Raw genomic sequence first — 20421 nt, forward strand, 5'->3', positions numbered from 1 at the left:
CCGGCGGTCACTCGGCGTCGCCGGCGACGAGGTCGTCGTACTGCGCGCCGGTCTGTTTCAGCGTCTCCGTCGAGTAGAGCCGCTCGTGTTCGAACGGGAGGTGATCGGCCGCCAGCTCGTCGATCTTCGCGTCGACAGCCTCCGCCTCGCGGCCGTGGATCATGGTGAACATGTTGTACGGCCAGTCCTGGTCGGGACGGCGCGGCCGGTGGTAACAGAGGGTGACGTACGGGAGGCTGCCGACCGCCTCGCCGCGCTCGTCGAGCTCGTCGTCGGGCACGTTCCAGACCACCATGCAGTTGTTCGTGAACCCGGTGACGACGTGGTTGACGATACAGCCGACGCGCTTGATACAGCCGTCCGCGAGCAGGCGGTCGACGGCCGCAAGGACGTCGTCGACAGTCGGGTCGACGCCGGAGTCGCTCGCGCCGATCTCGTCCGCCACGTCCTCGTAGGGGGTCGCAGACAACGGGAAGCCGTCCTGGATCGCCAAGAGGAGGTCGGCTTCGAGGGGGCTCAGATCGCCGCGAGCGTCCTCGGAGATGCGGGTGGCCGAGACGTCGGTCTCGTCGAGCGACTCCCTCGCGAACCGGTCGGCGTTGACGACGGGGAACTCCAAGTCGATGTAGTAGTCCGTAAGCATCGGGAGCGCGAGCACCTCGCAGCCGGTGCGTTCCTCGATCTCCGCGAGGATCTCGTCGCGCGTCTCCCGGGAGCCGGCGGTGACGACGAACCACTGGTTCCACTCGTGGTCGCGCCGGTAGTTGTGGTTCACCTGCCGGTAGCCGTTGATCACCTCGGCGACCTCGTCGAACCGGTCCTCGGGCGCCCGTACCGCCGCGAGCGTCGAAGAGCCGATGACCGGCGGGTTGAGCACCGCACCGAACCGCCGGAACACGCCGCGCTCGCGGAGGTCGCGAACGCGGTCGAGGACCGCGTCGGCGTCGAGGTCGACACCCGTCTCGGCCGCGATCTCTCGGGCCACCCGCTCGAACGGGCGTCGCTCGACGGGGAAGTCGCTCTGGTACTCGTCGATGAGGGCCGCGTCGACGGCGTCGATGTCGGCCCGCCAGTCGGCGTCCAGGCTCATTACGTTCGTTTGGGGTCGCGCGTACGTACCGGTTTCGGAGCGAGAGGGGCGGGGGCTCGGAGCGGGCGAGCGTCAGCGGGAGAGCGGTTCGCGCTCGTCAGGGGAAGAGCGGATCGCGCTCGTCAGCGGGGACCGTGCCGGCCGACGACGGCTCGAGGTCAGTCGTCGCTGGCGGCGGGCGTCGGGGCGAACGCGCGGGCGCTCTCCTCGAGCTGCGCCGTCGAACAGCCGCCGACGGTCGCGGCCTGTTCGAGGGTCAGTGTGCGGGAACGGTACAGCGTGAGAGCCGTGGACACGGATTTGGACGTCATCGGGTACGATTGCGTACAGTATGGACGTACATATAACTCTGGCGCTGTTTAGAACTGATTGCGGGATACAAACGAAATAGAACAAACTAGATGAGTGATTTTATTCGGTGGAAAAGTACGAACGTGTTTTTCTACTTTGCGAACGGTTCCCACGGACGCGGCGAAAACCGCCTCGCGGTTCGGGTCCGTCGCTCGCGCGCGTCGGCTCCAGGTCCGGGGGCACTCGGGTGAGCGGTCGGTCCGTCTCGTTCCCGGTGCGCGGGAGTCGAGCGGGGGACTTTTCGTCGGGTAGGCCGAACGGAACGTATGGCTCAGGCGACCCAGGAGTTCGGCGACTGGCCCCTCAAGCGGCTGATGACCGAGGTCTGCGGCTCCGGGCACAAGTCGGCAGACGACCTCACCCGCGCGCAGGCGACGGAGGCGTTCGAGCGCATCCTCGCGGGCGAGCCCGACCCCACGACGCTCGGGGCGTTCTGGCTCGCGAACCGCTGGAAGCGAAACACGCCCGAGGAGCTCGGCGCGTACGTCGACGTGATGTGCGACCGCGTCGAGTACGCCGAGCCGGACGTCGACCCCGTCGACTGCGGCGCCAACTACGACGGGAAGGGCCGGACCGCGATCTTAGGCGTCGCGGCGGGCGCCGTCGCGGCCGCGGCGGGCACGCCCGTCGTCGTCCACTCCGGCGACCGCGTCCCCACGCAGAAGCAGGACGCGTACAAACACGTCCTCGACGAGCTCGGCGTCTACACGGAACTCACGCCCCGCGACTCGGCCGACATGGTCGACGAGACCGGCTTCGGCTTCTACTACCAGCCCGCGTTCAACCCCGCCGTCGACGACCTGTTCGAGCGCCGCGACATGATGGGCGTCCGCTCGTTCGTCAACACCATCGAGACGCTGGCGAACCCCGCCGGCGCCTCGGTCCACCTCGGCTCCTTCTACCACCTCGCGTTCGCGAAGAAGGTGGTCGACACGTTCGTGGAAAGCGAGTTTCACGACCTCGACCGCGTCCTGATGTTCCAGGGAATGGAGGGGTACGACGACGTGCGCCCCGGCTACACGAAGGTCGCCGAGTGGGACGCGGCCGACGGGGACGACGAGGCCGGCAGCGAGGGGGCGTCCTTCGACGACTTCGAGATCGAGACCGCCGAGTACGGGATGGACCTCGAGGAGGACGACCTGGCGGTCGACGACGTCGCCGCCGAGTCGGCGGCGATCACCGAGGAGGTGCTGGCCGGGGAGCGCGACGGCGCCTTCGCGGACGCCGTCGCGGTCAACGCCGCGCTCCGGATCTACGCGGGCGAGGACGCGGACTCCATCGAGGATGGGCTGGCGATGGCCCGCGAAGCGATCGACGACGGCTCCGCGCAGGCGGTCCTCGACGACCTCCGCGAGTTCTGATCGCCGGGAGTCACGCACCAACCGCGGCTGCCGAATATCGTCTTTTCGACGCCTCTCACGCAGATTTGGGTGAGATTTTGGTCGGAGTTTGGAAAGTTCACTTACGGGTGGAGACCCAACTTCGGAGTGCGGCGTCAAACAAGTGGTACTCGTCCACGCTCCACACGAGGTGTTCGCTTCAGATGCCCACGTGTGAACACTGCGAGGCGCACGTCTCCGAGCGGTTCGTCCGGGTGTTTTCGGACGCCCGCGGTCGGGTACACGCCTGTCCGAACTGCTCCGCGAACGCCGGGATCGCGGAGGTCGCGAAGGAGCGAGCGCCGGACGTCTGAGTCCCCCGCCGCCGAGTCCCGCCATCCGTTCGCATCGGCCCTCTCTTTCCGTGCTCGCCTTCCGTCCGCGGACGCCTAGCGCTCGGGCGCGGGCGGCATCGCGCGCTTGTGGGCGCTGCGCTCGTAGAGGTCGACGACGCGGTCGACGGCCGCCTCCGGGACGTCCAACTCGCGGACCGTCGCCGAGCGCGAGAGCCCGCCGTCGACGTGGACCGCGAGGACGGCGTCGACGGTGTCGTAGTCGAGCCCCATCTCCTCGGCGTCGGTCTGTCCCTCCCACATGCCGGCGGTCGGCTCCTGCATCACCAGTTCGCGGGGGACGCCGACGTGGGCGGCCAGCTGGCGCACCTGCTGTTTGTAGAGGTTCCCGATCGGGTTGCAGTCGACCGCCTGGTCGCCGTACTTCGTGTAGTAGCCCGTCATCGCCTCGGCGCGGTTGCCCGTCCCGAGGACGACGCGGTCCTCCGCGTTGGCGACGAAGTAGTTCAACACGGCGCGGGTCCGGACGTAGACGTTGCCCGCGGCCATGCGGTCGTCGGCCGCCTCGGGCATCGCGTCGAAGAACGCCTCGGCGATCGGCTGTATCTCGACCACGTCGTACTCGATCCCGAGGTCGTGGGCGACGCGCTCCGCGTCGCTCATCACGTCCGCGTCGTTCACCGCCGAGGGCATCGTGAGGCCGTGGAGGCCGTCCTCGCCGAGCGCCTCGACCGCGAGGTGGGCGGTGAGCGTCGAGTCGATACCGCCGGAGAGGCCGAGGACCGCCCCCTCGGCGCCCGCGTCGTCGACGACGTCGCGGATGAAGGAAACGATCCGTTCGCGGGCCGCCTCCAGTTCGTCCTCCGAGAGGCGGAGGTCGAGCGGCGGGTCGTCCGACAGCAACACCGACTGCTCCGAGGTCTGGCTCATGGGAGGTGTTAGGGGCCGAGACGCCTAATAGCTCCCCGTCGGCGCGGGGAACTGGACGTTCGTCGGGTTCGCAGGCGGGGCTGACGGCGGGCGTAAGCCTACAGGAGGCCCTCTCGCTCGGCGAGCAGGAGCCCCTCCAGCGTCGCGTCGTTCGTCGGGGGGTCGCGGGCGATTTCCAGCGCCTCGTCGACCGGGACCGACCGCGGCGCGAGGAACTCGTTGCTGTCGTGGTCGACGTCGACCGGCTCTAACCCCTCGGCGAACACGTAGCCGCGCTTGTGGCGCAACACCCCCGTCGAACACCACACCTCCTGTAGCAGGGCGGTCGAGTCCGGTTCGAAGCCGGTCTCCTCGGCGAGTTCGCGCGCGCCCGCTTCGGTGTAGGACTCGCCGGACTCGACGATCCCCGCGGGGAGCTCCAGTTGGGTGTTCCGCACGGTGGGACGGTACTGCTCGACGAACAGCACGCGGTCGTCGGCGACCGCGACGATCACCGTCGCGGGCGACAGCTCCGCCCAGTAGTACTTCTTCTCCGTCCCGTCGGGCTGTTCGACGCGGTCGTAGCCGCCGACGAACCAGCCCTCGTCGTACTCGACGACGACCTCGCGGACCGGCCACTCCGGCTCGCCCGGCAGCGAGTGGTTCCGGCCGTCGGAGAAGGCCGGGAGGTCGCGGAGGTCGGCGGCGGGGGCGCCGCCGCCGTCCGCTGCGGCCTCGTTTCGGTCGGCGCGGTCGTCGCGTCCGTCGCCGCTCACGGGCGGACCACCTCGACGCGGTACGCCTGACCGCCGCGACGCACCCGGACGCCGGTCTCCGTCGCGGCGCCCGGCACCTGTTTCGTGAGGGCGCCGACCTCGTCGAACGGCGTGTGCGTGAACGACTCCTTCATGCCGAACGGACCGGTCTGATACCCCTCGGAGCGGCCGTCGGCGCTCTCTATCGCGCCGATCAGGTACGGGTACCGACGGTCCGAGACGTTGTTCACGTCGGCGAGGGTGTCGTTCGTCTCGATCGGTTCGACGGTGAGGTAGTACGGGTCACCGCTCCCGAGATAGCTCGGCAGCGCGCCGAGCGCGAGCAGCGCGACGACGACGACGACGATGGCGATGACGACGTTCCGGGTGACCCGGCGCATGGTCGCCGTAGGGGCCGGCGGGGAATACCGGTTTCGGCCGACGACGGCGCGGCGTCGGGAGGGAAGCGGGTGGCGCCGCCGCCGACGCGCTTTAGCCCGCGGCGGCCCAGCGTGACGCATGGAGTTCCGGTTCGAGCTGGCGCTGTGTGCCGCCCTCGAATCCCCGGAGCGCGTCGTCGCCCGACAGCTCGGCGCGGGCGTCGAGCGACCCGGCGCGCGCATCGTCGACGTCTGCCTGCTGTCGCCGGGGCCAGACTTCGACGAGCGGGCCGAGATCAGCGCGGAGCGGATCCCCGACCCCGCCATCGAGGCGGCCGTCGGTCCCGGCGAGGCGGTTCCCGTCGCCGACGCGTTCGACCTCCCGCCGGACCGCGCCGCCGCCGTCGTCGACCGCGCGGTCGAGGTCGGCTACCTCGAACGCGAGCGCCGGAACGGTCGACCGGCCGTGCGCGCGACCGCGCGCTACCCGGGCGACTGGATCGGCGACCTCGTCGCGGTCGAGAACAAACCCGACCTCGGAACGCCGGGCGACCTGGAGGCGCAACTGCGCTACGACGCCGCGCTCGGCCTGTTCGACGAGGTGGTCCTCGCGACCGCCTCGTACGTCACCCGCGCGCACCTCAACCGGATCCCCGACGCCGTCGGCGTCTGGCGGTTCGACACGGAGACCGGCGACCGGGAGGTGGTCCGCGAGCCGACGCCGCTCGACCCGGAGGCGCCCGGCGTCGAGGTCCGATCGGAGCGGCCCTCTCGAACCGACGTCGCGCTCGTCGGTCCCGACGCGAAGGCCCGCAAGCGGCGCCGGATCGCCGAGCGAGCGTACGGGAAGGGGTGGCGCCCCGAGCCGCCGGCGTGCGCGCACGCCCAGGCGACCGCCGACGGGCGACCGCGCTGTGCGCACTTCGACCGCGTGGTCGACCCCGGCCGCGAGTGCGGAAGCGGCTGTCCCGCCTTCGAGCCCGCCGACCCGCCGGACGCGGAGCGCGACCGCCTCCGAGACGAACGGACCGCGTGGGTCGCCGCCCCCGAGGGCGACGGCCCGCGCCGGCAGTCCGGGCTCTCGCGGTACCTGTGACCGCCGGGACCGGTGGGCCTCCGTGAGCGGCGTGCCCGGGCCGGCTGGCGTGAAGCGACGTGTGCCGACGAACGCCTCGGCGCGACGCCGACGGGCGGCCGTGAGAACGCTTATACGGCGAGAGCGGGTGTTCTCGGTATGGACGAGATCGAAGACGTCTTCGTCGCCCGACTGATGTCGACGGACCTCCACACGGTGACGCCGGACACGCTGGTCGAGGACGCGGCCGCGGTGCTGCTCGACAACGACATCAGCTCCGTGCTGGTCGTCGACGACGACGGGTCGCTCGTCGGAATCTTAACTTCGACGGACTTCGTCGACATCGTCGCCAAGAGCCAGCCGAAGGCCGAGACGACCGTCGAGCGATACATGACCCGCGACCCGATCACGGCCGGCGCGCAAGACGACGTAGCCGCGGTCGCCGCGACGATGCTCGAACACGGCTTCCACCACGTTCCGGTCGTCGACGGCGACACGCCCATCGGCATCATCACCACCTCCGACTTCGCGGCGTACGTCTCCTCGCCGGAGTCCGTCTCGGCGTAGCGCGCTCCGGACGACCGGATCGGTCGGCAGGGACGCGCTTCGACGTTTCGCCCGGACCGTCCGCGACGGCGACAAGTGCCGCCACTTTCTGTGGTCGTATTATTCCGGAGCGCGTACGGAGACGCGTGTCCGATCACCTGCATCTCAACCTCTTTACCATGACCTCGGTCGAGCACGTCTCGCCCGGGTCGTGGCGGTACCCCGGCGACCGCTCGGCGGACTACGCCGACCGCGAGTACTGGACGGAGGTCGCCCGCACCGCCGAGCGGGGCGGCTTCGACGCCGTGTTCTTCGCGGACGTCCGCGGTGTCTACGACGTGTACGGCGACGACCGCGCGGTCGCCGTCGAGAAGGCGGTTCAGACGCCCGCGAACGACCCGCAGCTCGTCGTGCCCGCGATGGCGGAGGTCACGGAGGACCTCGGCTTCGCGGTGACGCGCTCGACGACGTACAACCACCCGTACCAGCTCGCTCGCGAGTTCTCCACGCTCGATCACCTCACCGACGGGCGAGTGGCGATCAACGTGGTCACCTCGTACCTCGAGTCCGCCGCGGCGAACCTCGGGCTCGACGAGCGGATGGACAAGGAGACCCGCTACGAGCGCGCCGACGAGTTCCTCGACGTCTGTTACAAGCTGTGGGAGGACTCCTGGGAGGACGACGCCGTCGAGGTCGACCGCGAGGCCGGCCGGTACACCGACCCGGAGAAGGTCCACGCGGTCGAACACGAGGGGGACCACTTCTCGGTGCCCGGCCCGCACGGCTCCGAGCCGTCGCCCCAGCGCACACCGGTCGTCTATCAGGCCGGCTCCTCCGACTACGGCCGGTCGTTCGCGGCGCGCAACGCGGAGGCCGTCTTCGCCAGCCAGCCGACCGAGGAGGGCGTGGTCGAGTACGTGGACGACGTGAAATCGCGCGCGGCCGACGCCGGCCGCGACCCCGAGAGCCTCAGGTTCTTCATCGGCGTGGTGCCGGTCGTCGGCGAGACGGAGGCGCTCGCGGAGGCGAAATACGAAGAGTACAAGCGGCACGTCGACGTCGAGGCGACGCTCGCGCTCCTGTCCGGATTCCTCGACATGGATCTGTCGGAGCTCGATCCCGACCAGAGGGTCGAACACATCGAGACGGACGCGATCCAGGGGACGATGAACGCGTTCACGAAGGCCCAGCCCGACCGCGAGTGGACCGTCCGCGAGGTCGCGGAGTTCTGCGGGCTCGGCACCACGTCGCCGAAGATCGTCGGCACGCCCGAGCAGGTGGCCGACGAGGTCCAGCGCTGGCACGAGGAGGTCGGCGTTCACGGGTTCAACGTCAAGGAGGTCGTTCGGCCTGACTCGCTCGTCGACTTCGTCGACCTCGTGGTGCCGGAGCTACGCGAGCGGGGACTCGTTCCCGCGGTCGACGCCGAACCGCGCGGCGAGACGCTCCGCGAGCGACTCCTCGGGGAAGGACAGACGCGGCTCCGCGCGGACCACCCCGCCCGGAAGTAGCGCGGGCGTCGGGAGATGGAACCGAGCGAAAACGACCGGGATCGCAGCGGACGGAGGGAAGTCGGCAGCCCGAATCGGCTCGAAAGGCGCGTAGTCGTGCGGTTTTCGACCGCCTGTTAGCGAACTGTTGTGAACGAATTACCGCTATCTAATACGACGGTACTGCCGCCCCCGGCACGCTTAAGTGTCTACTACCGTTTGTATCGGGTGACGCTTCGTCTGGAGGGCCGAAGCGTCAGCGGGGACCTACAGAACGACACGCTCGTGCCATCTTTTCCCGGCACGGGCGTGCCGTTCGTTCCTTTACCTACCGAGCGACGCGCTCGCTCAGTCTTGTCACGACGGAGTCGACCGAAAGAGCGATCGCTCTCCGCCGGTAGACCGAAGTCGCCCCCGAGCGAGCCTCCGGTATACCCCTGTTACAGTTCTCGTCGACGCTGTCGCTGTCGCCCGCGCAGCGCGAGTCGCTCGTCGCGTTCGTCCCCAACCGGTACACCGAGGAGACGGAGACCGCCGCCGGTCACGTCGCCGTGACCGTCACGGAACGTGAACCGTCGGCGACGGCGATCGGTCGAGGGACGGTTCAGAGGCGTTCGCCCTGATAGTCGCCGTCGTAGGTCCCCTCGTGGTCCGCGCTCGCGAGGACGAGTTGCGCGATGCGGGCCCCCGGCTCGATCTCGATCGGGTGACCGACGTCGAGCCGTCCCTCGCCGATCCCCTCGTAGCCCGCGTCCCACACCGCGGTGTCGAGGGTACAGGCGTTGCGCAGCAGCGTCGAGCGAGGGAGGACGAAGCCGATCCGCTCCTCGGGGATTCCCACCGGCTCGCCGTAGCGGACGACGTAGGTGCCGCGGTCGAGCCGGTAGCGACCGTCCACAGGCTCCACCTCGCGACGTTCGCCCACGCGTTTCTCGTCGCGTCCGACGAAGCCCGGTTCGGTCTGCTCGAACACCGCGTCGACGGTGAGGTCGACGCCGTTCGGCTGTCGCTGCTCGTCGGCGAGGTCGGCGCCGGCCGCGGAGAGCGCCTCGGCGACCGCGGCTCCCGAGTCGAACATGCGCGTCCGGAGCCGCGGGCGAGACTAAACGGTGTCGGCCGCGACGCGCAACGGTGTCGGCCGCGACGCGCAACGGTGTCGGCCGCGACGCGCGCCGATCGCGGGCGAAGCGGCGGGTCTCGCCGGGACCGCTGAGAGTTCTGTTTTCGCGCGTTTCAGACGTTTAATGACCTAAAACACTCGGCAAGGATACGTGTTCCACGGCGTGTGATACCACGGGCGTGTCGCGGAGAACGTTGCCGGCGTGAGCGATCTAACACGGTCGATCTTCGGGAAACTCGCGGGTTTTATATCCACGGGAGAGCCAATTCGGGATGATATGGGACAAACGATTACAGAGAAGATCCTCGGTGATCATCTCGTCGAGGGCGAGCTGACGCCCGGCGAGGAGATCGGCATCGAGATCGACCAGGTGCTGACGCAGGACACGACGGGAACGATGGTGTGGCTCCAGTTCGAGGCGCTGGACCTCGACGAGGTCCAGACGGAGCTCGCCGCGCAGTACTGCGACCACCAGACGTACCAGTTCGACTTCAAGAACACCGACGACCACCGCTTCCTCCGCTCTGCGGCCGGCACATACGGCGCGTACTTCTCGCGGCCCGGCAACGGTATCTGCCACCAAGTTCACAAGGAGAACTTCGCGGCGCCCGGCAAGACGCTGCTCGGCTCCGACTCGCACACGCCGACTCCCGGCGGGCTCGGCCAGCTCGCGATCGGCGCGGGCGGGCTCGACATCGCCGTTGCGATGGGCGGCGGCCCCTACTACGTCGAGATGCCCGAGGTCGTCAACGTCCACCTCGAGGGCGAGCTCCCCGAGTGGGCGACCGCGAAGGACATCGCGCTCCACCTGCTCGGCGAGCTGACCGTCAAGGGCGGCGTCGGGAAGATCTTCGAGTACACCGGCCCCGGGGCCGAGAACCTCTCGATCCCCGAGCGGACCACGATCACGAATCTCGGCACCGAGCTCGGCGCCACCTCCTCGATCTTCGCGACCGACGAGAAGACGAAAGACTGGCTCGCGCGCCAGGACCGCGAGGAGGAGTACGTCGACCTCCAGCCCGACGACGACGCGGAGTACGCCGAGCAGATCGAGGTCGACCTCTCCGACCTCGAGCCGCTCGTGGCCGCCCCCTCGATGCCCGACAACGTCGCCCCCGTCAGCGAGTACGAGGGCACCGACGTCGAGCAGGTCATCATCGGCTCCTGTACCAACGGCGCCTACGAGGACATCCTCCCCAGCGCGAAGATGCTGGAGGGCCGCGAGGTCGCCAAGCAGACCGAGATGATCGTCGCGCCCGGTTCGAAGCAGGCCTCCGAGATGCTGGCCCGCGAGGGCTGGACCGCGGAGATGATGGCGGCCGGCGTCAACTTCTCCGAGGCGACGTGTGGCGCGTGTATCGGTATCGGTCACGTGCCCGCCTCCGACTCCGTCTCGCTGCGCACCTTCAACCGCAACTTCGAGGGTCGCTCCGGCATCGAGGACGACTCCGTCTTCCTCTGCTCGCCCGAGGTCGCCACCGCGGCGGCCATCACCGGCGAGATCGTCGACCCGCGTGACCTCGCCGACGACCTCGGCGACCTCGAAGAGCCCGGTTTCGAGATGGGAACGAAGTACGGCCCCGGCATGGGCGAGTCCGACTCCGACATCATCTCGCCCGACGAGGCGATCGACGACGGCCTCGTCAAGGGCCCGAACATCGGCGACGTGCCGCTCAAAGACGGGATCGACGTGGACGGCGGCGAGGCCCTCCTCAAGATGGAGGACAACATCACGACCGACCACATCATCCCGGCGACGGCGGACATCCTGAAGTTCCGCTCGAACATCGAGAAGCTCTCCGAGTTCACGCTCTCGCGCGTCGACGACACGTTCGCCGAGCGCGCGCTCGAGGCCGACGGCGGCGTCCTCGTGGCCGGCGAGAACTACGGACAGGGCTCCTCGCGTGAACACGCCGCCCTCTGCCCGATGTTCCTCGGCATCGAGGCGGTCTTCGCGCAGAGCTTCGCCCGTATCCACAAGGCGAACCTGTTCAACTTCGGTATCGTCCCGCTGGCGATCGACTCCGAGACGTACGAGCGGATCGACCAGGGCGACGACCTCGAGATCGTCGACGACGTGCCGGCCGGCGTCCGCTCCGGACAGGAGGAGTTCACCGTCAGCGTCAACGGCGAGTGGGAGTTCACCGCCGACCTGGACGCCTCCGAGCGCGAACGCGACATCCTCGCGGCCGGCGGCAAGCTCGCGTGGGTCAAACAGCAGCACTCGAGCGGCGGCTCCGGCGCGGCGCCCGCGGACGACTGACGACCGCGACCGCCCGGTCCGACATCGATTTCTCGTTTTTTCGCCCCGAGAGCGCCGCGGCCGTCTCCGGCGACGGCAGCCGCTCACCGGCGTCGAAACGGATCGAGGTCGACTGACCGACCGCGACGCGATCCGCCGACCGGGGCGACCCCGGCCGCGTCGCTAGCGAGCCGAAAGAAAGAACCGCAAAAGCGGGTGTCGACGCGTTAGCGGGCCGCGGCGGCGACGCGTTCGCGCTCTTCCTTCTGCGAGATGGAGTAGGAGCCCTCGACGTCGTAGTCGGCGGCGGCGACGAGCTCGTTGGCGAGCGCCTCGGCGGCGGGCGTGCTCGACTTGTACGTCGCGTTGGCGACGCCGTCGGAGATGAAAAGCAGCGCCTGATCGACGCGGCGCTGCGGCGCGACGTCGACCGCCTTCGGGACGGAGATGCCACCGTACTTCAGGCGGACGGTCTCCTCGCGGGGCGCGGCGTTCTCGACGGCCGTCACGAGGACCTGGACCGGGTTCTCCTCGGTCCGGTCGTGGACGATGTCGAAGGCGTCGCGGACGATCCGCGTCGCCTGCTGTTTCTTCCCGGTGTTCTCATCGGTCTGCATGAGACGGTTGATGAGACGCTCGGCCAGGGAGATCTCGCTTTTCTTGAACTGCTTGGACGCGTGCCGGCCCATCGTGTGCGCGATGGGGGTCACGGTCATGTATCGCTTCGTGGAGGGGTCCTCGTAGGCGATCTCGGTCACGTCCCAGACGCCGAACAGCTTGGCGTTCTCGTTTGCGGCCTCGCTCGACGCGGGCGCGTCTGGGTCCGGCTCGTCGGCGGCGACATCCTCCTCGGACGGCGCCTCGGTCTCCTCACCGCTCATCTGACCGGTTTCTCCGCGTTACCGCGAACCAGTTCGATCATCGAGACGCCGTTGACCTTCTCGACTTTGTAGTTGACGCCGGAGAGGTCGCCCATCGCACGACCCTTCGCACCGCCGATCCCGGCGATGGTGACCTCGTCGTGCTCGTCGATGAACGAGATCGCGCCGTCACCGGGGCAGAACGCGGTGACCTGCTTCCCGTTTTTGATGAGCTGAACGCGGACGCACTTTCGGATCGCCGAGTTCGGCTGCTTTGCCTCGATACCGACCTTTTCGAGGACGATGCCGCGCGCCTGCGGGGCACCCTCCAGGGGGTCGGACTTCGTCTTGAGCCCGCGCTCTCGCCGAGCGTACTCGGAGTCGGACCAGCGGCGCTTCTGCCGGTCCTTTTTGAGCTTACGGGCCGCGTATTTGCCGTTCGCCATCGTACGTCTACTTCCGAACGGAGCTACTTAAGCGTCGTCTTTCTCTGTCGAGAAACGGCCTCAGATCCCCCGAGCGGTACCTCTCGACGGATCTGAGGGTGTTTCGCCGACCGTCTCGGAGAGGAAATGACGGACGTTCGCTCCCGCTGAGACGGTAAGCCGGCGCGAGCGCCCGTCGTTTCGGCCGGAGCGCGGTCGTCAGTCGCCCGTCTCGTCGCGCGCCGTCTCGACCCAGTCGGGCACGGGCACCGTCGCGCCGACGTCCCGGTAGTCGATGTCGACGTCGACGGACGCCGCCTGCTCGTCGTGCGTACCCGCCCACGACTGTTCGAGCCGCGGGACCACGCCGGACTCGTACACGTGAACCGTCGCCGACGCCGTGTCGACGGTCTCGGGGACGCTCCGGTCGCCGTCGAAGGCGTCGGCGGTGAACCGGGCGGTCGGCTCGCCGCGAACCTCGCCGCCGCCGTCGCTCGTGGGGTTCCAGAGGTTCAGCCCCTCGTACTCCGCCTCGCCGCCCGCGGTCTCGCCCTCGACGCGGATCCCCGTCGCGACCTCCGAGCGCATCAGCGACTCGAGGTCGCCGTCCGAGCGGTCGACCGCCCGACGGGCGTATCGCGTCTCGCCGCCGGCCTCCCGACGTATCAGCGCCAGGCCGTCGGCGACGTACAGCTCAGACGCGTCGACCTGCTCGGTCTCAGTCAGCTCCTGTCGCACGTGCTGGCGCCCGTTTTCGAGGTCGTACGCGGCCTCGTACTCCTGCGAGGGGAGCCACGGCGTCGGCTCCGCGTCGCCGTCGTGGCTCGTCGCCGCCGTCGAGAACAGCGTGGCGCCCCCGGCGTCGACGAGCGCGTCGGCGTGCCGCGCCGCGAGGGTCGGCAGGTCGAGGCCGTCCTCGCTCCGCCAGTCGGCGTCGGGGAACGGTCGATCGGTCGAGTCGCCGCCTGTGTCGTCGCTTTCGTTGCCGCCGTCGCTGTCGTCGCCGGAACAGCCGGCGAGTCCGACCGCGGCGGCGGTTCCGAGACCGACGAGGAGGCGTCTCCGGTTCATGGGTCGACAAGCGGGCCGGCGGGCAAAAGGGGGCGGGTTCCGGCCTCAGGTCAGCTGGACATCGTCGACGTCGTGGTGTCGCTCCGCGAGCCGGCGGGCGGTCTCGATGTTGTCTCCGTCCGCACCGATGGCGACGCCGCGGTCCGCCTCGGGGACCTCGACGTACGCCACGCGGTCGTTCTGCTCCGAGACGGTGACGGCGTTGACCGCGGCTGGCGCGAGCGTGCTCGCGACGAACGCCTCGACGGTGTCGGCGTCCTCGACCAGTTCGATCGACATGCCGAGCCGCCGTTCGGCCTCCGCGACGGTCTCGCCGCCCTGTCCGATCGCGGCCGCCATCTCGCCGGCGGGCACCACGAACACGAGCCGGTCGCCCTCCACGAGGCAGTCGGTCGGCGTGACGCCGGTCAGCTCGTCGAACCGACCGATGTACCGCCGCGCCTCGTCGGAGAGCTCGACGTACATTAGTCGTCGCCCACGACGCGCGACCCCATCCGGAGGTCGACGTCGCCGGTCCCCATCGAGATGGGTTTCCCGGCGATGACGTTCTCGATGACGCCGTCGAGCTCGTCGTACTCGCCGTGGATCGCCGCGTCGAGCAGGTGGTTGACCGTCACCTCGAACGCCGCCCGCGCGAGCACCGAGTCCTTGTTGCCGGAGATGCCGTGCCGGCCGATCGACTCGATCTCGCCGTTGTTCGTCATGATGTCCGCGACGAGCATGAGGTGACGGACGTTCACGTCGTCGAGCCCCTGCTCTTCGAGCGTGTTCTTCGTCTCGTCGATGATCGTCTCGCGGGCCGCTTCGACGCCGAGGTTCCGGTAGATCTCGTGGATGTTGTTACACGTCGACCGGGAGGCGTCGACGCCCTCGATAGCGAGGGTGTCGCCGAACGCCGACCCCTCGGTGTAGAGGACGAACTCCTCGTCGCCGTCGAGCTCCTCTTTGCGGATGACGACGCGCTCGATCTCCTCGATCCCCTTGAAGACGATCTCGCGGAGCCGCTCGACGAGCTGGAGCAGCTCGCGGTAGCTCGGCTCGTTGGGGCCGAACTCGATCACGGTGCCCGCCTGCCGGGCGTCGACGCCGAGGGCGTCCTCGATCGTCTCCGTGATGATCTCCGCGATCTCGGTGGGGTCCGAGTGGGTCGGCCACCGCTCTAAGAGCGTGTCGTCGTTTAAGTCGATCCGGACCAGCATGTCGGCGACGTTCGTCGAGACGTCACCGAGCGCTAAGATCCGCGTGGCCTCGATCGACCAGACGACCTCGTGGGCCTTCTCGCGGTCGGTCGCGTACTCGCCGTCGAGGTAAACGGTCATCATCGGCGTGTCCGGCGTCTTCCGCGCGTCCACCAGCTCGATGAGCCGCGGCAGCCCCTGCGTGACGTCGATCTCTGCGACCCCCGCGTAGTGGAAGGTGTTCATCGTCATCTGCGTCCCGGGCTCGCCGATCGACTGCGCCGAGACGGTGCCGACGGGGTCGAGGGGGTCGACCCGCGTCTGCTCGTAGCGGTTCCGGACGCCCTCGACGATGTCGGTCGCCTGTTCGATGGTGACCTCACCGGCTTCCTCGCCCTTCCGGTCGAGGGCCTCGTACACCTTCGTCTTGAGTCGGCGGGGAAGCTCCGTCGCCTCCACGACCGCCTCCATGTCGTCGGTGACGTGGTCGTACTCAGTCATCCGACTCCACCTCCAGTTCGGAGGCCTTGTTCAGCCCCGGACCGGCGTGCTCCGAGAGGTTCGTCGGGGGTTCACGCTCCCCGAGGAACCGCTCTTTCTCCTCGTTCGACGCGAACTCGGCGTCGACGACGCGGTCGACGATGCCGTCGACGTCGATGCCGTTGTCGTCGCCGGAAGAGACTTTCACGGGCGAGGTGCCGTCCTCGCCGAACTCGAACTGAACGATCCGGCCCGAGGTGTCCCGGACCGTCCCGTCGTACTGCGCCTCCAGTTCGGAGAGCGCGTTGATGAGGCGCCGCTGGAGGTACCCGGACTTCGACGTCCGGACCGCCGTGTCGACGAGCCCCTCGCGGCCGCCCATCGCGTGGAAGAAGAACTCCTGTGGCGTGAGCCCGCCGCGATAGGAGTTCTCCACGAACCCGTGCGCCTCCGAGGAGAGGTCGTTCGGTCGGTAATGCGACAGCGTCCGGTCCTCGTAGCCGCGGTTGATCCGCTCGCCGCGAACCGCCTGCTGACCGACGGAACCGGCCATCTGCGTCAGGTTGAGCATCGAACCACGCGCGCCGGAACGGGCCATCACGACAGCCGGGTTGTCGTCGCCGAAGTGCTGGTCGGCGATCTCGCCGGCCGAGTCGCGGGCCTTCCCGAGCGTCTGCATGATCTTCATCTCCAGCGTCTCGTCGACGCCGCGGCCCGGCAGCGACTCCAGCTCGCCGGCCTCGTACGTCGATATCAGCTCTTGAACGCGGTCGTAGGCGCTCTCGATCGCGTCGTCGACCTGCTCTTCGGCCTCCGGCGGGATCGACTCGTCGTCGATCCCGATCGAGAACCCGAAGTTCATGATCGCGCGCATCGCCAGCGACGCGATCTCGTTGATGAACACGCGCGAACGCGTCTCGCCGTAGTCCTTCGTGAGGGTGTCGACGACCTCGCCGCCGAACGCGCCGACCGCGTCCTCGTCGATGGTCCCCTCGATCAGCTGTCCCCCTTCGATGACCACGTCGTCGCCGGCCGACGAAGTGAACGAGAGGTTCAGGTCGTCCGGAAGCAGCTCCGAGAACAGCGTCCGGCCGGTCCAGTACTCGCGGCCGTCGTCGTCGACGCCGTCCGCCTCGGGCAGCTCGTCGACGCGGGTCGCCCGGAGCAGGTCCAGCGCCTGCGTCTCCGAGAACTCGGGATTCGAGTGGGTGAGCAGGTAGGTCCCGGAGATGTGGTCCTGAATGGCACCGATGATGTTCCCGCCGAAGCGGGGGCTCAGGATCTGCTCTTGGACGCGCATGAGGACGCGCGCCTCGGCGCGCGCCTCCTCGTTCTGGAGCGCGTGCATGTTCATCTCGTCGCCGTCGAAGTCGGCGTTGTACGGCGGACAGACGACGGTGTTGAGCCGGAACGTCTTGTACGGCATCACCACGACCTCGTGGGCCATGATGGACATCCGGTGGAGCGACGGCTGCCGGTTGAAGATCACGATGTCGCCGTCCACGAGGTGTCGGTTCACCTCCCAGTCGGCCTCGACCTTCTCGGCGAGCTCCTCGCAGTTCTTCTCGGTCACCTTCAGCCGGCGACCGTCGGGACGGCGCACGTAGTTGGCACCGGGGTGCGCCTCCGGTCCGTTCCGGACGTACTGCCGCGCCTCGTCGACGTTCCGCTCCGTGACGTTGAGCGTCTGCGTCATCTCCTTGGCGACGCGGTCGGGGACGCCGACCTCGTTCAGCGAGAGCGTCGGGTCGGGCGAGATGACGGTCCGGGCAGAGAAGTTCACGCGCTTCCCGGAGAGAGAGCCGCGGAAGCGACCCTCCTTCCCCTTCAGGCGCTGGCTGAGCGTCTTCAGCGGGCGACCGGAGCGGTGTCGCGCCGGCGGCGTCCCGCTGATCTCGTTGTCGACGAACGTGGTGACGTGGTACTGGAGCAGTTCCCAGAGGTCCTCGATGATCAGCTGCGGAGCGCCCGCCTCGCGGTTCTCCATGAACCGCTGGTTGATCCGGATGATGTCGACCAGCTTGTGGGTGAGGTCGTCCTCGGAGCGCTGCCCGTTGTCCAGCGTGATCGAGGGACGGGTGGTGACCGGCGGCACCGGCAGCACCGTCAGGATCATCCACTCGGGTCGGGAGTGCTCGGAGTCGATGCCGAGGACCTCGAGGTCCTCGTCCGGGATGTCCTCGAACCAGTCGCGGATGTCCGAGGGCATCAGCTTGTTCATGTCCTCCTCGGTGAGGTCGACGCCGAGCGCCTTCTCGATGGCGCGGCGGTCCTCCTTGCGCGGGCGGAACTCGCCGGCCATGATGTCGTTGATCCGGTCGAGGGCGATGTCCGTCTTCTCGGCGAGCTCCTGGGGCGACGTGCCCGGATCGTCCTCCTCCTCGTCGGGCTGCATCGCGGCCGCGATGCGCTCGGAGTAGTCGCCCGAGAGCACGTCCTGGACCTCGTAGTACGTGGTCGGCTTCTCGTGTTTGATGTCCGCCTGCGGCTCGCCGCAGAACGGACAGGTCGACGCCTTCCGGGCCTGCCGCACGGCGGCCTTCAGCACGTCGTGTTCGTCGTCGCCGAGCTCCTTCGCGCGCTCGTAGCGCTCGCGGAACTCGTCGCGCTGTGCCTCGTCTAAGGCGAGCTTCCCGCACTCCCGGCACGTCGAGCGGAGCAGCCGTCGGATGAGCTTCGTGAAGCCCACGTGGATGACGGGGGCGGCGAGTTCGATGTGGCCGAAGTGGCCGTTACAGGAGCCGGAGTGGGAGCCGCAGGTCCGACACTCCAGACCGGGGTCGATGACGCCCAGCCGCGGGTCCATCAGCCCCATGTCGATCGGGTAACCGTCGTCGTCGTAGGTGTCGGCCGTGATCACCTTCGTGGCGGACATGTCCCGGTACGTTTCCGGGTCCATGAGGCCGAAGTCGATGCCGCCGAGCACTTTGGGTGTTTGTACTGACATTTAAATCGCGTCCTCCAGTTCGAGTTTCGGTCGGATGCCGAGCGCGATCATCTCGTCGAGCAGCAGCTTGAACGCGTAGCTGACCTCCAGCTCGTGGATGTCGTCCTCGTCGCCCGTCACCGGGTCGTACACGCGGCGCTGCTCGCGGTCCTCGACGGCGACGAGCCCGGTCTCCGCGGAGACGTGGACCGTCTCGGCGTCGGAGGACTCGAGCAGCCGCTCGTTGAGCACCATCGACGCGCCGTGGCCGATGATCGTGTCGCGCTCCATCTCGCCCACGCGCAGCCCGCCCTCGCGGGCGCGCCCCTCGGTCGGCTGGCGCGTGAGCACCTGGACCGGCCCGCGGGAACGGGCGTGGAGCTTGTTCGACACCATGTGGTACAGCTTGTGGTAGAAGATCGTTCCGACGAAGATCTCGGCGTCGATCTTCTCGCCGGTGACGCCGGAGTACATGACCTCCTTGCCGGAGGACTTGAATCCGTGCTCCTCCAGTCCGTCGCGGAGCTCGGACTCGTCTTCGCCCTGGAACGGCGTCCCGTCGACGCGGGAGCCGCGCAGCGAGCCGACCTTCCCGCCGAGCATCTCCAGCACGTGGCCGACCGTCATCCGCGACGGCAGCGCGTGGGGGTTGAGCACGAGGTCGGGGACCACGCCCTCCTCGGTGAAGGGCATGTCTTCCTGCGGCGCGAGGTGGCCGACGACGCCCTTCTGTCCGTGTCGGGACGCGAACTTGTCGCCCAGTTCGGGGACGCGCTGGTCGCGCACCTTCACCTTCGAGAGCTTCGACCCGTCCTCGCCTTCCATCAGCGTCACCGTGTCGACGACGCCCGACTCGCCCGAGCGCATCGTCACGCTGGTCTCGCGGCGCTTCTGCGGGGAGAGGCCGCCCATGTCGTCCGGCTCCTCGAGGAACCGCGGCGGGCTCGTCTTCCCGAGAAGCACCGAGGACTCGTCGACCCGCGTCTCGGGGTTGACGAGGCCGTCCTCGTCGAGGTGCGTGTAGGCGTCCTCACCGCGGGCGCCGCGGACGTCCTGTTCCGGGATCTCGAAGCGGTCCTCCTGACCGCCGGGGTAGCGGCGCTCCTCGCCCTCGTAGGTTCGGAAGAAGTGCGAGCGGGCGAGCGCGCGGTCGACGGAGCCCTGGTTCATCACCAGCGCGTCCTCGATGTTGAAGCCCTCGTAGGACATCACGGCGACGACGAAGTTCTGTGCGGCCGGCCGCTCGTCGAAGCTGATCTGTTCGGTCGTCTGCGTCTTCACCATCGCCAGCTGCGGGTAGTGAAGGAGGTGCTGCCGGGTGTCGGGCCGGATGCGGTAGTTGGCGGAGGGGAGCCCGAGCGACTGCTTCATCATCCCTGCGCCCATCGTGATCCGCGGGCTCGCGTTGTGCTCGGGGTACGGGATCATCCCCGCACCGATACCGAACACGAGCTGCGGGTCGATCTCGAGGTGCGTGTGGTCGTCGGACACGTCCTCCTCGTCGACCGCGACGAGGATGTCCTCCTCCTCCTCGGCGTCGATGAACTCGACGTAGCCGCGCTCGACGAGGTCCTCGAACTCGACTTCGCCGCGTTCGAGCGCCTCGATCTCCTCGTCGCCCAGCAGGGGCTCGCCGTTCTCGACGACGATGAGCGGACGGCGGGCTCGGCCCGCGTCCGCGTTGACGATGACCTCGCGGGTCCGGTCTTTCACCGAGACGTTCACCATTTCCGAGACGTCGCCGCGGCGGCGCGCCTCGCGGATCTGTTCGGCGAGCTCGTCCGGGTTCTCGTGGGTGCCCACGAGGCTCCCGTTGACGTACACCTTCGCTTCGCGTTCTGCTTGTGCCAT

Annotated in this window: 19 protein-coding genes; 6 read left to right on the plus strand and 13 right to left on the minus strand. The window is 68.6% G+C overall.

All coding sequences use genetic code 11. The features are described from left to right. Positions 1 to 7 precede the first annotated feature (7 nt). Positions 8 to 1090, minus strand: coding sequence for a siroheme decarboxylase subunit beta (gene ahbB / locus ABDZ89_RS12660; protein ID WP_343779643.1), 1083 nt, complete (start codon positions 1088 to 1090; stop codon positions 8 to 10). A gap of 158 nt (positions 1091 to 1248) precedes the next feature. Beyond that, positions 1249 to 1401, minus strand: a complete 153-nt coding sequence (locus tag ABDZ89_RS12665) for a DUF7317 family protein (RefSeq protein ID WP_343779645.1) — start codon at positions 1399 to 1401, stop codon at positions 1249 to 1251. Between the two features lie 306 nt (positions 1402 to 1707). Between ABDZ89_RS12665 and ABDZ89_RS12670 the strand changes: the two genes are divergently transcribed. Continuing rightward, on the plus strand, positions 1708 to 2802 hold the full coding sequence (locus ABDZ89_RS12670; RefSeq protein WP_343779646.1) for an anthranilate phosphoribosyltransferase: 1095 nt from the start codon (positions 1708 to 1710) through the stop codon (positions 2800 to 2802). A gap of 182 nt (positions 2803 to 2984) precedes the next feature. After that, positions 2985 to 3134 carry a DUF7563 family protein gene (locus ABDZ89_RS12675; protein WP_343779648.1) on the plus strand — a complete coding sequence of 50 codons (150 nt, stop codon included), beginning with the start codon at positions 2985 to 2987 and terminating at the stop codon, positions 3132 to 3134. 75 nt (positions 3135 to 3209) lie between these two features. On the opposite strand, the gene ABDZ89_RS12680 is transcribed toward ABDZ89_RS12675, so the two are convergent. From ABDZ89_RS12680 to ABDZ89_RS12690, 3 genes are all read right to left on the minus strand, one after another. After that, entirely contained in the window at positions 3210 to 4043 is an 834-nt protein-coding gene (locus tag ABDZ89_RS12680; RefSeq protein WP_343779649.1) for an NAD+ synthase, read from the minus strand. A gap of 98 nt (positions 4044 to 4141) precedes the next feature. Then, on the minus strand, positions 4142 to 4798 hold the full coding sequence (locus tag ABDZ89_RS12685; protein WP_371152786.1) for an NUDIX hydrolase: 657 nt from the start codon (positions 4796 to 4798) through the stop codon (positions 4142 to 4144). Then, positions 4795 to 5178 carry a hypothetical protein gene (locus ABDZ89_RS12690; RefSeq protein ID WP_343779651.1) on the minus strand — a complete coding sequence of 128 codons (384 nt, stop codon included), beginning with the start codon at positions 5176 to 5178 and terminating at the stop codon, positions 4795 to 4797. The genes ABDZ89_RS12685 and ABDZ89_RS12690 overlap by 4 nt, the downstream gene beginning before the upstream one ends. A 118-nt stretch (positions 5179 to 5296) precedes the next feature. On the opposite strand from ABDZ89_RS12690, the gene ABDZ89_RS12695 reads away from it, so the two are divergent. From ABDZ89_RS12695 to ABDZ89_RS12705, 3 genes are all read left to right on the plus strand, one after another. Then, entirely contained in the window at positions 5297 to 6253 is a 957-nt protein-coding gene (locus tag ABDZ89_RS12695; protein WP_343779653.1) for a DUF5787 family protein, read from the plus strand. Between the two features lie 138 nt (positions 6254 to 6391). Then, a complete protein-coding gene (locus ABDZ89_RS12700; protein WP_343779655.1) occupies positions 6392 to 6799 on the plus strand; it encodes a CBS domain-containing protein in 408 nt (135 codons plus the stop codon). Positions 6800 to 6924: 125 nt separating this feature from the next. Then, positions 6925 to 8289: an LLM class flavin-dependent oxidoreductase gene (locus tag ABDZ89_RS12705; RefSeq protein ID WP_343779657.1), complete on the plus strand. Its 1365-nt coding sequence runs from the start codon at positions 6925 to 6927 to the stop codon at positions 8287 to 8289. A gap of 583 nt (positions 8290 to 8872) precedes the next feature. Here ABDZ89_RS12705 and ABDZ89_RS12710 read toward each other — a convergent pair. Then, entirely contained in the window at positions 8873 to 9346 is a 474-nt protein-coding gene (locus ABDZ89_RS12710; protein WP_343779659.1) for a deoxyuridine 5'-triphosphate nucleotidohydrolase, read from the minus strand. A gap of 319 nt (positions 9347 to 9665) precedes the next feature. On the opposite strand from ABDZ89_RS12710, the gene ABDZ89_RS12715 reads away from it, so the two are divergent. After that, positions 9666 to 11651 carry an aconitate hydratase gene (locus tag ABDZ89_RS12715; RefSeq protein WP_343779660.1) on the plus strand — a complete coding sequence of 662 codons (1986 nt, stop codon included), beginning with the start codon at positions 9666 to 9668 and terminating at the stop codon, positions 11649 to 11651. Positions 11652 to 11857: 206 nt separating this feature from the next. Here the strand turns inward: ABDZ89_RS12715 and ABDZ89_RS12720 are convergent, their stop codons facing one another. From ABDZ89_RS12720 to rpoB, 7 genes are all read right to left on the minus strand, one after another. Continuing rightward, complete coding sequence (locus ABDZ89_RS12720; RefSeq protein WP_343779662.1) at positions 11858 to 12511, minus strand: 30S ribosomal protein S7; 654 nt, start codon at positions 12509 to 12511, stop codon at positions 11858 to 11860. Next, positions 12508 to 12936 carry a 30S ribosomal protein S12 gene (locus ABDZ89_RS12725; protein ID WP_006111505.1) on the minus strand — a complete coding sequence of 143 codons (429 nt, stop codon included), beginning with the start codon at positions 12934 to 12936 and terminating at the stop codon, positions 12508 to 12510. Before ABDZ89_RS12725 ends, ABDZ89_RS12720 begins: the two co-directional genes overlap by 4 nt. Positions 12937 to 13134: 198 nt before the next feature. Beyond that, the gene (locus tag ABDZ89_RS12730; RefSeq protein ID WP_343779664.1) at positions 13135 to 13986 is read right to left on the minus strand and encodes a DUF7537 family lipoprotein; all 852 of its coding nucleotides are present in this window, start codon (positions 13984 to 13986) and stop codon (positions 13135 to 13137) included. A gap of 45 nt (positions 13987 to 14031) precedes the next feature. Beyond that, on the minus strand, positions 14032 to 14451 hold the full coding sequence (locus tag ABDZ89_RS12735) for a NusA-like transcription termination signal-binding factor (RefSeq protein WP_343779666.1): 420 nt from the start codon (positions 14449 to 14451) through the stop codon (positions 14032 to 14034). Beyond that, complete coding sequence (gene rpoA2, locus ABDZ89_RS12740; RefSeq protein WP_343779668.1) at positions 14451 to 15665, minus strand: DNA-directed RNA polymerase subunit A''; 1215 nt, start codon at positions 15663 to 15665, stop codon at positions 14451 to 14453. The genes ABDZ89_RS12735 and rpoA2 overlap by 1 nt, the downstream gene beginning before the upstream one ends. Further along, entirely contained in the window at positions 15658 to 18591 is a 2934-nt protein-coding gene (locus ABDZ89_RS12745) for a DNA-directed RNA polymerase subunit A' (protein WP_343779671.1), read from the minus strand. Before ABDZ89_RS12745 ends, rpoA2 begins: the two co-directional genes overlap by 8 nt. Further along, entirely contained in the window at positions 18592 to 20421 is a 1830-nt protein-coding gene (gene rpoB / locus ABDZ89_RS12750) for a DNA-directed RNA polymerase subunit B (protein ID WP_343779673.1), read from the minus strand.

This window comes from Halorubrum ejinorense, assembly GCF_039522565.1.
In the GTDB taxonomy this organism is placed as follows: Archaea; Halobacteriota; Halobacteria; order Halobacteriales; family Haloferacaceae; genus Halorubrum; species Halorubrum ejinorense.

Excerpts from the sequence above, each read along its gene's own strand:
- ABDZ89_RS12670 (WP_343779646.1), top strand. The coding sequence starts at position 1,708 with ATGGCTCAGGCGACCCAGGAGTTCGGCGACTGGCCCCTCAAGCGGCTG.
- ABDZ89_RS12745 (WP_343779671.1), bottom strand. The coding sequence starts at position 18,591 with ATGTCAGTACAAACACCCAAAGTGCTCGGCGGCATCGACTTCGGCCTC.
- ABDZ89_RS12735 (WP_343779666.1), bottom strand. The coding sequence starts at position 14,451 with ATGTACGTCGAGCTCTCCGACGAGGCGCGGCGGTACATCGGTCGGTTC.
- ABDZ89_RS12730 (WP_343779664.1), bottom strand. The coding sequence starts at position 13,986 with ATGAACCGGAGACGCCTCCTCGTCGGTCTCGGAACCGCCGCCGCGGTC.
- rpoA2 (WP_343779668.1), bottom strand. The coding sequence starts at position 15,665 with ATGACTGAGTACGACCACGTCACCGACGACATGGAGGCGGTCGTGGAG.
- ABDZ89_RS12720 (WP_343779662.1), bottom strand. The coding sequence starts at position 12,511 with ATGAGCGGTGAGGAGACCGAGGCGCCGTCCGAGGAGGATGTCGCCGCC.
- ABDZ89_RS12715 (WP_343779660.1), top strand. The coding sequence starts at position 9,666 with ATGGGACAAACGATTACAGAGAAGATCCTCGGTGATCATCTCGTCGAG.
- ABDZ89_RS12695 (WP_343779653.1), top strand. The coding sequence starts at position 5,297 with ATGGAGTTCCGGTTCGAGCTGGCGCTGTGTGCCGCCCTCGAATCCCCG.
- rpoB (WP_343779673.1), bottom strand. The coding sequence starts at position 20,421 with ATGGCACAAGCAGAACGCGAAGCGAAGGTGTACGTCAACGGGAGCCTC.
- ABDZ89_RS12680 (WP_343779649.1), bottom strand. The coding sequence starts at position 4,043 with ATGAGCCAGACCTCGGAGCAGTCGGTGTTGCTGTCGGACGACCCGCCG.
- ABDZ89_RS12700 (WP_343779655.1), top strand. The coding sequence starts at position 6,392 with ATGGACGAGATCGAAGACGTCTTCGTCGCCCGACTGATGTCGACGGAC.
- ABDZ89_RS12665 (WP_343779645.1), bottom strand. The coding sequence starts at position 1,401 with ATGACGTCCAAATCCGTGTCCACGGCTCTCACGCTGTACCGTTCCCGC.
- ABDZ89_RS12690 (WP_343779651.1), bottom strand. The coding sequence starts at position 5,178 with ATGCGCCGGGTCACCCGGAACGTCGTCATCGCCATCGTCGTCGTCGTC.
- ABDZ89_RS12675 (WP_343779648.1), top strand. The coding sequence starts at position 2,985 with ATGCCCACGTGTGAACACTGCGAGGCGCACGTCTCCGAGCGGTTCGTC.
- ABDZ89_RS12710 (WP_343779659.1), bottom strand. The coding sequence starts at position 9,346 with ATGTTCGACTCGGGAGCCGCGGTCGCCGAGGCGCTCTCCGCGGCCGGC.
- ABDZ89_RS12725 (WP_006111505.1), bottom strand. The coding sequence starts at position 12,936 with ATGGCGAACGGCAAATACGCGGCCCGTAAGCTCAAAAAGGACCGGCAG.
- ahbB (WP_343779643.1), bottom strand. The coding sequence starts at position 1,090 with ATGAGCCTGGACGCCGACTGGCGGGCCGACATCGACGCCGTCGACGCG.